Source organism: Mycobacterium sp. E1386 (assembly GCF_001672745.1).
GTDB lineage: Bacteria > Actinomycetota > Actinomycetes > Mycobacteriales > Mycobacteriaceae > Mycobacterium.
On sequence record NZ_LZKH01000247.1, the window covers coordinates 1 to 10,050 of the forward strand.

Consider the following 10,050-nt stretch of genomic DNA (forward strand, 5'->3'; position numbering starts at 1 on the left):
CTGCTTCTCGTCGATGAGCACCTTCTGGTACTCGTACACCCAGTTCTCCAGGCCCTCCATCTCCATCCCGAGGGCGAGATCGTCGGCTTCTGGAAGCAGATCGTCAACAAGTCCGACGGCACCCAGGATGAGATCTACGGCATCGGCGGCAGTTGGTTCCGCCTCAACGCCGACAACCTCATCGAGTGGCAGCGGGACTTCTTCGACTTCGGTCACGTCGCGTACATGTTCGGCAAGCTCATCGAATCCGGCGACCTCAGCCCCGGCATGCAGAAGCGGATCGAGCGCAGCATCGCCGGCGAGAAGCTGCCGGGCTACTACCCGCTCGGCCAGGCACCGGTGCAGATCTGGTGACCGGAGCCAATGGCGGACCAACCAAGCATTTGATTTGTTGCACGCGCTATGCTGACGCGACAAGGGTGCCTGTGGCGCCCGTCACCAAGCTGTCCGGCATGAAGGGGCCGGCCAGCTCTGATCGATTCAAAGGCGAAATGGGGTCAGGACCATCGTGAAGACAAAAGGCGCACTGATCTGGGAGTTCAACCAGCCCTGGTCCATCGAGGAAATCGAGATCGGCGACCCGCAAGCGCATGAGGTCAAGATCCAGATGGAAGCGGCCGGCATGTGCCACTCCGACCATCACCTCGTCACCGGCGGAATCCCGATGGCCGGCTTCCCGGTGCTCGGCGGGCATGAGGGTGCCGGCATCGTCACCGAGGTCGGGCCGGGCGTGGAAGACATCGCGCCGGGCGATCACGTGGTGCTGTCCTTCATCCCGTCCTGCGGGCAATGCCCGACGTGTCAGGCCGGCATGCGCAACCTGTGCGACCTGGGGGCCGGACTGCTCGGCGGTGCTGCCGTCTCCGACGGCACGTTCCGCATCCAGGCCCGCGGCAAGGACGTCTTCCCGATGACGCTGCTCGGCACGTTCTCGCCGTACATGGTGGTGCACCGCAGCTCCGTGGTGAAGATCGACCCGTCTGTCCCCTTCGAGGTTGCCGCCCTGGTCGGCTGCGGCGTCACCACCGGCTACGGCTCGGCGGTCCGCACCGCCGACATCCGGCCGGGCCAAGACGTCGCCATCGTCGGTGTCGGCGGGGTCGGCATGGCAGCGCTGCAGGGCGCCGTCAACGCTGGTGCACGCTACATCTTCGCGATCGACCCGGTCGAATGGAAGCGCGACCAGGCGCTGAAATTCGGTGCGACCCACGTCTATCCCGACATCAACGCGGCGCTGATGGGCATCATGGAGGTCACCTACGGGCTGATGGCCCACAAGGTCGTGGTCACTGTCGGGGAGCTACACGGCGCCGACGTCGACAACTACCTCAACATCACCCAAAAGGGCGGCACCTGCGTGCTGACCGCCATCGGCAGCCTGCTGGACACCAACGTCAACCTCAACCTGGCGATGCTCACCTTGATGCAGAAGAACTTGCAGGGCACCATCTTCGGCGGCGGCAACCCGCAGTACGACATCCCGCAGCTGCTGTCGATGTACAAGGCCGGCAAGCTGAACCTGGACGACATGGTCACCACCCAGTACCGCCTGGAGCAGATCAACGAGGGCTACCAGGACATGCTGGACGGCAAGAACATTCGCGGCGTCATCCGCTACACGGACGCCGACAGGTAACAGACGCTCCAACCGACTGGGTCCCGAATGACGGGGTTCGGGCACCTGCTGGCGCCGGGACGGATCGGCGCCATGACGGTGCGCAACCGCCTGGTGATGTCTCCGATGGAGACCATGTACGGCACGCCTGATGGGCTGCCGTCCGAGCGCACGCGCGACTACTTCGCCGCCCGCGCCAGGGGCGGCGTCGGCCTGATCACGGTGGGCGCCACCGGGATCGACCACCAGCACCCGGAGACTCCCGGCGGGTTGCACCTGGCCACCGACGAATCGGTGGAGGCGCATCGGGCTCTCGTGGAGGTGGTGCACGAGCACGGCGCCAAGATCCAGCCACAAATCGTGCATGCCGGTCCCGACGGTCTGGGGCCGGAGATCTTCGGGGTCACGTCATTGGGCCCGTCGGTGATCCCCTCCTACCTCACCGGACGCCCGTCCATCGAGATCAGCAAGCAACAGCTGTGCGGGGTGTTCGATTTGTTCAAGGCCGCTGCGCGGCGTGCCGTCGAGGCCGGGTACGACGGCATCGAGCTGCACGCCGCGCACGGCTACATGCTGCTGGGCTCGTTCCTTGCGCCGCAACGCAATCGCCGCACCGACGACTATCGCGGTGATTCGGCACGTGGCCGGGCGCGGGTGGTCCTCGATGCGGTGGCCGCGATCCGTTCCGAGATCGGTGACACCCTGCCGATCACGCTGCGCATCTCGGGCTACGAAAGGGTCGCGGGTGGCCGGCCGATCTTCGAGACCGCGCAGCTGGCACCGGAGTTCGCGGCCGCGGGTGTCAACGCGTTCCATGTCAGCGGCGGGGTGATCGATCGGTTGGTGACCGGGATGGTCAACGGCGCCGATGACGGCGACGGGCTCAACGTCGGGGCCGCGGCGGCGGTCAAGCAGGTGGTCGACGTCCCCGTGATCGCCGTCGGCCGCATCCACGATCCGGCCCGGGCCGAACGGATCCTGGCCGACGGGCGCGCCGATTTCATCGCGATGGGTCGTCCCCTGCTGGCCGATCCCGAGCTTCCGCGCAAACTGCGCGACGGGCAGGTACACCGGATTCGCAAGTGTATATCCTGTGAAAACTGCATCGACGCAATGGAACTGCGTTTCTCTGTCGACTGCGCCGTCAATCCGCGCACCGGCAAGGAGCGCGAAATGACGGCGGCTCCCGCTGCGCGCCCCAAGCGTGTGGTGGTGATCGGCGGCGGGCCGGCCGGGCTGGAGGCAGCCCGGGTGGCCGCCGAGCGGGGACACCGCGTCACGCTTTTCGAACGCAGCACCGCGCTGGGCGGGGCGCTGCGCTGGGCATCGGTTCTGCATCCGGAGAACGAGCCTTTCCTGCGCTACCTGCGCAACGAGATCAAGCTCAGCAGCGTGGACGTCTGTCTTGGTCAAACGATTTCGTCTCAAGGCGTCATCGATGCCGACCCGGATGCGGTGATCGTGGCCACCGGCGGCAGGGTCGCCGTGCCGGTGATCCCCGGATCCGATCTGCCGCACGTACACACCGGCCCCGGGTTGCGCGAATTGCTGGGTGGGCGAACCGAATCCGGCGCACCGGCCTGGCAACGCCTGGGTGCTTCCGCGCTGGGCGGGTGGCGGCAGCGGCTGATGCATCCTGCCGCGGTCCGGATGGCCAGCCGCGCCTGGATGCCGCTCGGACGACGGGTCGCCATAATCGGCGGTGACCTGGTCGCCCTCGAACTGGCCGAATTCCTGGCGAGTCGGGGCCGGCTGGTGTCGATACTCGAATCCGGCAAAGACATCGCCCCGGAGGTGGGCAACAAACGCAAGACTGAACACATGGATCGCCTCGATCGGCTGGGCGTCACCGTGCATGTGCGGACCGCCGTCGAACGGATCACTACCGAGGCTGTGGTGTTCACCCCGGCCCGTGGCACCACCCGAGAGCTGGAGGCCGACAGCGTCGTGCTGGCCGGCACCGCCGAAGCCGACACCTCGATGTTCGACGCGCTGGTCGCCGCCCTGCCCGGCGCTCAGGTGCACGCCGCCGGCGACTGCACCGGGCTCGGGCTGATCCGCAAGGCCACCGAGGAAGGCGCGCGCGCCGCGTGCGCAATCTAGTGACAGGAGAACAGAAATGACCGAGGCCAAAGAATCCCAGGCCACTCCGGCGCTCGCCGCCTCGCAGGCCTCATGGCGATGCGTGCAAGCGCACGACCGGGAGGGTTGGCTGGCCCTGATGGCCGACGACGTCGTCATCGAGGATCCGATCGGCAAATCCGTGACCAACCCGGACGGCACCGGGGTCCGCGGGAAGGCAGCCGTCGGCGAATTCTTCGACAACAACATCGCGGCCAACCAGCTGTCCATCACTTGCGAGGAAACGTTCCCGTCGAGTTCGCCCCACGAGATCGCCCACATATTGGTGCTCAACAGCAAGTTCGAGGGCGGCCTCACCAGCTCGGTGCGGGGCGTCTTCACCTACACGGTCAACGACGCCGGACTCATCACCAACATGCGGGGGTACTGGAACCTCGATGTCATGCAGTTCGGCCAGGAGGACTGAGCCGGCCGCTCAGCCTAGCGACGCGTAAAGCTCAGATGCGTGACCCCGCTGGGACTGCTCACCGACTCCAGCTCGAATCGCTGCTCGAGGCCTTCCAGACCTTCCCACAACGGCTCCCCGTGCCCCAGCACGATCGGCACCAACACGACGTGCAGGTGGTCGACGAGGTCGGCTGCGAGAAATTGGCGGACGGTCGAGGGGCCTCCTCCCACGCGAATGTCTAAATCTCCCACAGTTTTTCGGGCCAGCTGAAGGGCTTCCTCGGCAGTGCCGTCGATGAAGTGGAAGGTAGTGCCGCCCTCCATCTCGATCGAAGGCCGGGGGTGATGGGTGAGAACGAAGACCGGGGTATGGAATGGGGGATCGGCGCCCCACCAGCCTTTCCATTCTGCGTCGCTGCCTTTGCGCACCCATGGGCCGCGCTGGGGCCCGAACTTGTTGCGCCCCATGATTTCGGCGCCGATTCCTGGCTCCCACTTGCCGGCGATGGCGTCGTCGATGCCTGTCGTGCCGCCCGCCTCACCGTGCATAGCGCGGAAGGTGCCTGTCGCGAAAAACCACTCGTGCAACCGCCGCCCGGCATGCCCAAACGGTGCGTCCAGGCTTTGGCCGCTACCCGTGGCGAAGCCGTCGAGCGAGACCGAGAGGTTGTGCACACGCACCTGTGACATGGCGGAATCTCCTGAACTTCTATCCGAGGCGTTGATCTTGCAAGGATTGACCATCACCACTCCTGGAATTCATCGCCGAGATTGCCGTCATGGTCGTGATGTGGACGGCGACCACGACCGTGGCGGCAATTTCGACGCCCTATGCTGGGGCCATGGCGTCGATCTTCACCAAGATCATCAACCGTGAACTTCCCGGCCGCTTCGTCTACGAGGACGACGACGTCGTCGCGTTCCTGACGATCGAGCCCATGACCCAAGGGCACACGTTGGTGGTGCCGCGGGCCGAAATCGATCAGTGGCAGGACGTCGATGGCGCGACGTTCGCCCGGATCATGAGCGTGAGTCAGCTCATCGGCAAGGCAGTGTGCAAGGCCTTCAGGACTGAGCGGGCGGGGGTGATCATCGCCGGGCTGGAGGTGCCCCATCTGCATGTGCACGTGTTCCCCACCCGCCGCCTGAGCGACTTCGGTTTCGCCAACGTCGACCGCAACCCGTCACCGGAGTCGCTGGACGAGGCGCAGGCCAAAATCAAGGCCGCCCTGGCTCAATTGGCGTGAGCCGGCTCCTGCGCAGGCACTTCGCTGACGCGCGGCAGCGTGACGCGGAAACAGCAGCCCTCCCCGGGCGCGGTCGTCACCGTGACGGCGCCGCCGTGCGCACGTACCAGCGAGTCGACGATCGATAGCCCCAGTCCGGTACCTCCGCTGGCGCGTGCCCGCGACGAGTCGGTGCGATAGAAGCGTTCGAAGACGCGCGACGCGTCCTGCTCTGTCATCCCGGGCCCCTTGTCGGCCACCTCGAGCACGGCGTCGTCCCCCTCCGTGCCGACCCGGACGGTGACGTCGGCGCGCTCCGGGGTGTGCTGCAAGGCATTCGCGACCAGGTTGCTCAGCACCTGTCGGATCCGCGGTTCGTCTCCGAGCACCTCCGGAGTGCCGGGGCCGTCGAGCACTTCCATGGCAATGGTGCGCTTGGGGTCCATCGCCTGCGCGTCGTGCACGGCGTCGCTGGCCAGCGCCAGTAGGTCGACCCGGTTGTGCTCGAGCGGTCGTTGCACATCCAGGCGGGCCAACAGCAGCAGGTCGTCGACCAGCAGCCCCATCCGGCTGGCTTCGCTTTCGATCCGCGACAACAGCATGGCGACGTCTCGCGCGGCGCCCTGCCGATACAGCTCCGCGAAGCCCCGGATGGTCGTCAGCGGGGTGCGCAGCTCGTGGCTGGCGTCGGTGATGAACCGCCGCATCCGCTCCTCGGAACCGCGGGCCTTCTCGGCCGACGACTCCGATGACGCGAGCGCTTCCTGAATCTGCGCAAGCATCCCGTTGAGGGCGAGGGACAGCCGGCCGACCTCGGTGCGTGGATCACGTTCCGGGACACGGCGATCCAGCTGGCCGGCGGCGATCGCCGCGGCAGTCTGCTCGACCTCGGACAGCGGCCGCAGGCTGCGCTGAACGACCGCAAAGCCGGCGATGCCGACCACGACCAGCACCGCCACCCCAATGCCGATCTGCAGCCAGACCAGGGAGCTGACGGTGTGTTGGACATCGGAAAGGTCGATCGCCACGGTCGTCAGGCCGTGTGGGCCGCGCACCGAAACCGCGCGCCACAGGATGTCGGACCCGTTGACCGACGGCAGCGTCGTCGGATTGGGGCCGACATCGTTGTTGGGCGGCAATGCCGGTTCGGAGTTGCGGTCGTTGATGGCGGTGAACGGCGTGCCATCAGTGCCGATGCCGCGCACGTAGAACTTCGACGGCGGGCGGGCAGGGTCCGGGCCCTCATAGGGCGGTGGCGACTGCCGCCGCGGGGCCTGCGCCCAACCGCGCGACGCGTCGAGCAGCGTCTGGTCGATCCGGGTAACCAGGCTGTGCCGCAGGATCGAAGTGACCGCGATGCCCGAGACTGCCAGCCCGCACGCCACCAGCACCAGAGTCGCCGCGACCAGCCCTACCCGGAGCGGCAATCCACGTCGATGCGGTGTAGTCATGCGAATTTTTCTTCGCTAACGCTGATGACCGAGCGCGGACTCAGCGCGGTTCCCGCAACACGTAACCCACTCCCCGCAGGGTGTGCAGCAGCCGCTTCTCCCCGGTGTCGATCTTGCGGCGCAGATACGACACGTAGGACTCGACGACATTGACGTCACCTCCGAAGTCATATCGCCACACGTGGTCGAGGATCTTGGGCTTGCTCAAGACCGTGCCGGCGTTGATCACAAAGTAACGCAGCAGCGTGAACTCGGTCGGCGACAGCGAGACCGGTTCGCCGGCCTTCCACACCTCATGGGTCTCCTCGTCGAGTTCGATGTCGGCGAAGGTCAGCCGGGCGCTGCGGGGCTCAGCTCCGCCCTTTCCGGCGCGCCGCAGGATGACCCGCAGCCGGGCGACGACTTCTTCCAGGCTGAACGGCTTGGTCACGTAGTCGTCGCCGCCCAGGGTCAGGCCGGCGATCTTGTCCTGCAATGAATCGCGGGCCGTCAGGAACAACGCCGGGGCGTCTATGCCGTCGGCGCGCAGGCGCCGCAGCACGCCGAACCCGTCCATGCCGGGCATCATCACGTCCAGGATCACCGCGTCGGGGCGTGCTTCCCGGGCCCGGTCCAGGGCTTGGGCGCCGTTGGTCGCGGTGTAGACCTCGAACCCCTGAAACTTGAGGCTCACCGAGAGCAGCTCGACGATATTGGCCTCGTCGTCGACCACGAGGACACGAGCCTCGGGTTTCGTTTCACTTGGGGTTGCCGTGGTCATCAGATTCTTCTGCCTCTTGTTGAACGTTTCCTATGTGAAGATTGTGTGGTTGCTGAAAGCTCAGTGCCAACACTCTGATAGTAGTCTGCCAGGAATCATCGCGACCGCTTGGACCTGCGCGGGCTGACGCGGTCGCGTCGCGAATAAACTCGTGGAATGAACCTCGCCGCACGGATCGTCTTGGCCGCGACCGCCCCGGCACGTGTCGGGCTTGCCGCCGCGGACGCCGGCCTGACCGTGGCAACCGCGGCGGTCGGGGTGGCGAAGCGGGCGTTGGGCGAAGGCGGGACCGGCGGGACGAACGCCATGACCTCCATGCTGGGAATCGACGACGCGATCGTTCGCGCCAACCGGCTCGCGCGGCTGCTCGACGACGATGCGCCACTGGGACGCGCCGTGGCGCCGGACGGCCCGATCGATCGGCTGCTGCGCCCGGGCGGGGTGGTCGACATGCTGACAGCGGACGGCGGTCTGCTGGACCGCCTCACCGCGGAGGGCGGCGGTCTGCACCGCACGCTGCAACCCGGTGGCCTGGCCGATCAGCTTGTCTCCGAGGACGGATTGATCGAGCGGCTGCTGGCCGAGGATGGGCTGGCCGACCGCCTGCTGAGCGAGGGCGGTCTGGTCGACAAGCTGACGGCGAAGAACGGGCCGCTGGACCAGCTCGCCGACGTCGCCGACACTCTGGCGCGGCTGACACCCGGGATGGAAGCGCTGGAGCCCGCGATCGCCACGCTGCAGGACGCGGTCGTCGCGCTCACCATGGTGGTCAACCCGCTGAGCAATATCGCCGACCGGATCCCGCTCCCGGGCCGGCGGCGCCCTTCGTCCCGGGCGGTGCGCTCAACACGCATCATCGACAGTGGCGAGTGACCGTTTAGGCTTGGACCGGTTTGATCCCGCCTCCTTAGCTCAGTGGTAGAGCACTCGCCTTGTAAGCGAGCGGTCGTCAGTTCAATCCTGACAGGGGGCTCCATAAGGTGGATGATTGGTTTCATGCCCGCAGTCGGCGCCATTGAACGCTGTACCGATGGCTCATGGATGACACGCGTTTTCGCTGCAGCGGCAGCCGCGGTCGCCGTGGTCATTGCCGAATGCTCGTGTCCCACCGCTTCGGCTGACCCCACGTCCGAGACTCCACCGTTCCCGATCGGTCAGATGGGCGTGCCCGTGCATGCTCGGGCGGCCGACGGTGCGACCGCCGACATCACGGTCAACAGTGCAACGTGGTTACCGCCGGGATGCACCACCCATTTTGCGATTCCGACGCCTGGCTCCTCATGCGGCGTGGTGGAACTGACTATCACCGGGACGTCCCACCCGTTCTTCAAGTTCGACCACGGCTACATATTTGGCGGATACGGCGGCGGCAATCAGCCATGGACCCATCCCGACGACGCGCCCCAGCCGGCGACGCTTGCGGTCGACTACCAGAGGCTCGACAAGATGCCCCCGCTGCAATCGGGCGGCCTGCACGACGGCCAAACCGCGCACGGATTCGTCGGCTTCGTTATGCCGACGGCTGGTGACCTGTACATCACGATCAACGACCCCGCGCAACCAGCTCCCTACACCGAAGCGGGCTTCATCGTCCACACTTGACGCTCGTCGGCCGCCGTGCAGTACACGCGTGCGGTCGTTCAATCCTCAAGGCGTCTGGCGCTGTCAGATCCCCGCGCAGATATGGATGATCGGGATCGGCGCGCAGATGCTGGCCGAGACGTAAGGCCTCGGGCCGTAATAGCCACCCCAAGCGTCAGCAGAATCGCGCTCTGCGCCGGAGTCAATGCCAGCCCGAGAACTGGGGTGCCGGTGGGCACCGCGTGCGGATGCAGGGCAGCCGAAATCAGCCCGGCAATGCCGAACGCCGTCACCAGCACTCCCTCGCCGAGCAGCAACCAACGCCCGCTGCGGAAGCGCCCCGGGTCCATCCGGACCCTGTGCAAATCCGAAGTCATCCCGGGAACGGGCCCCGCCGTAACCGGCATCGCGCGACCTCCACCTGAACAACACGTCCTACGTCATCGGCTACCCACTACGGCCGGCATTACGCCAGAGTCGTTGCGCCGGCTGGTCGAACAGCTTCTTCGAACCCGGCGACTCGATCACCGGGGACGACGGATGCGCTCATGTAAGGCGGAACGGCCGAAGGGGTACTTCGGCCCCTTCCCTAGCAATGGGGTCAGCGCTACGATCTCCCTGCACGGAGACATGTGATGCTCAGGTTAGCTAACCGCTTGGCGGTCATCGGCCCAGCCTTATTCGCGCTGGCGGTCGCCATGACGTCTCTATCGCCGGCTGTGAGTAGGGCCGCTGAATGCGGCGAAGGCACCGTCTACGACGCACCATCCGATACCTGCGTGGTTCTCGCCCAGGCGGCCCAACCAGCAGCGCCGCCCCGCGACCCGGTGTAGGTGGCAACGTCGGTTCCATGCGCTTTCGCCGCCGCGGGGAGAGACGCCCCCACAC

General features: G+C 66.4%; 8 protein-coding genes, 1 tRNA gene and 2 pseudogenes. 8 read left to right on the forward strand and 3 right to left on the reverse strand.

From position 1 onward, the window contains the following. The 4 genes and pseudogenes from A5709_RS25020 to A5709_RS25035 form a co-directional block, all read left to right on the forward strand. Window positions 1-354 (forward strand): annotated as a pseudogene (locus A5709_RS25020) (hypothetical protein); the annotation flags it as partial. 154 nt (window positions 355-508) lie between these two features. Continuing rightward, window positions 509-1,636: an NDMA-dependent alcohol dehydrogenase gene (locus tag A5709_RS25025; protein ID WP_067947783.1), complete on the forward strand. Its 1,128-nt coding sequence runs from the start codon at window positions 509-511 to the stop codon at window positions 1,634-1,636. A 27-nt stretch (window positions 1,637-1,663) separates the two neighbouring features. Continuing rightward, window positions 1,664-3,718: an FAD-dependent oxidoreductase gene (locus A5709_RS25030; RefSeq protein WP_068011445.1), complete on the forward strand. Its 2,055-nt coding sequence runs from the start codon at window positions 1,664-1,666 to the stop codon at window positions 3,716-3,718. A gap of 16 nt (window positions 3,719-3,734) precedes the next feature. Further along, on the forward strand, window positions 3,735-4,163 hold the full coding sequence (locus tag A5709_RS25035) for a ketosteroid isomerase family protein (RefSeq protein ID WP_067947788.1): 429 nt from the start codon (window positions 3,735-3,737) through the stop codon (window positions 4,161-4,163). A 14-nt stretch (window positions 4,164-4,177) separates the two neighbouring features. Here the strand turns inward: A5709_RS25035 and A5709_RS25040 are convergent, their stop codons facing one another. Beyond that, on the reverse strand, window positions 4,178-4,834 hold the full coding sequence (locus A5709_RS25040; protein ID WP_068123311.1) for a dihydrofolate reductase family protein: 657 nt from the start codon (window positions 4,832-4,834) through the stop codon (window positions 4,178-4,180). A gap of 152 nt (window positions 4,835-4,986) precedes the next feature. Here A5709_RS25040 and A5709_RS25045 point away from each other — a divergent pair, with 152 nt between their 5' ends. Beyond that, complete coding sequence (locus A5709_RS25045) at window positions 4,987-5,391, forward strand: HIT family protein (protein WP_067947804.1); 405 nt, start codon at window positions 4,987-4,989, stop codon at window positions 5,389-5,391. Here A5709_RS25045 and A5709_RS25050 read toward each other — a convergent pair. Beyond that, window positions 5,363-6,821: pseudogene (locus tag A5709_RS25050) on the reverse strand (sensor histidine kinase). The gene A5709_RS25045 and the pseudogene A5709_RS25050 sit on opposite strands and share 29 nt — an antisense overlap. A gap of 40 nt (window positions 6,822-6,861) precedes the next feature. Then, the gene (gene phoP / locus A5709_RS25055; protein ID WP_067947794.1) at window positions 6,862-7,581 is read right to left on the reverse strand and encodes a two-component system response regulator PhoP; all 720 of its coding nucleotides are present in this window, start codon (window positions 7,579-7,581) and stop codon (window positions 6,862-6,864) included. A 156-nt stretch (window positions 7,582-7,737) separates the two neighbouring features. Here phoP and A5709_RS25060 point away from each other — a divergent pair, with 156 nt between their 5' ends. From A5709_RS25060 to A5709_RS28565, 3 genes are all read left to right on the forward strand, one after another. Beyond that, complete coding sequence (locus A5709_RS25060; RefSeq protein ID WP_067947796.1) at window positions 7,738-8,454, forward strand: hypothetical protein; 717 nt, start codon at window positions 7,738-7,740, stop codon at window positions 8,452-8,454. 28 nt (window positions 8,455-8,482) lie between these two features. Then, window positions 8,483-8,557 (forward strand) — tRNA-Thr (locus A5709_RS25065). Between the two features lie 65 nt (window positions 8,558-8,622). Then, complete coding sequence (locus tag A5709_RS28565) at window positions 8,623-9,183, forward strand: hypothetical protein (protein ID WP_068123317.1); 561 nt, start codon at window positions 8,623-8,625, stop codon at window positions 9,181-9,183. The last annotated feature ends 867 nt before the right edge of the window (window positions 9,184-10,050 follow it).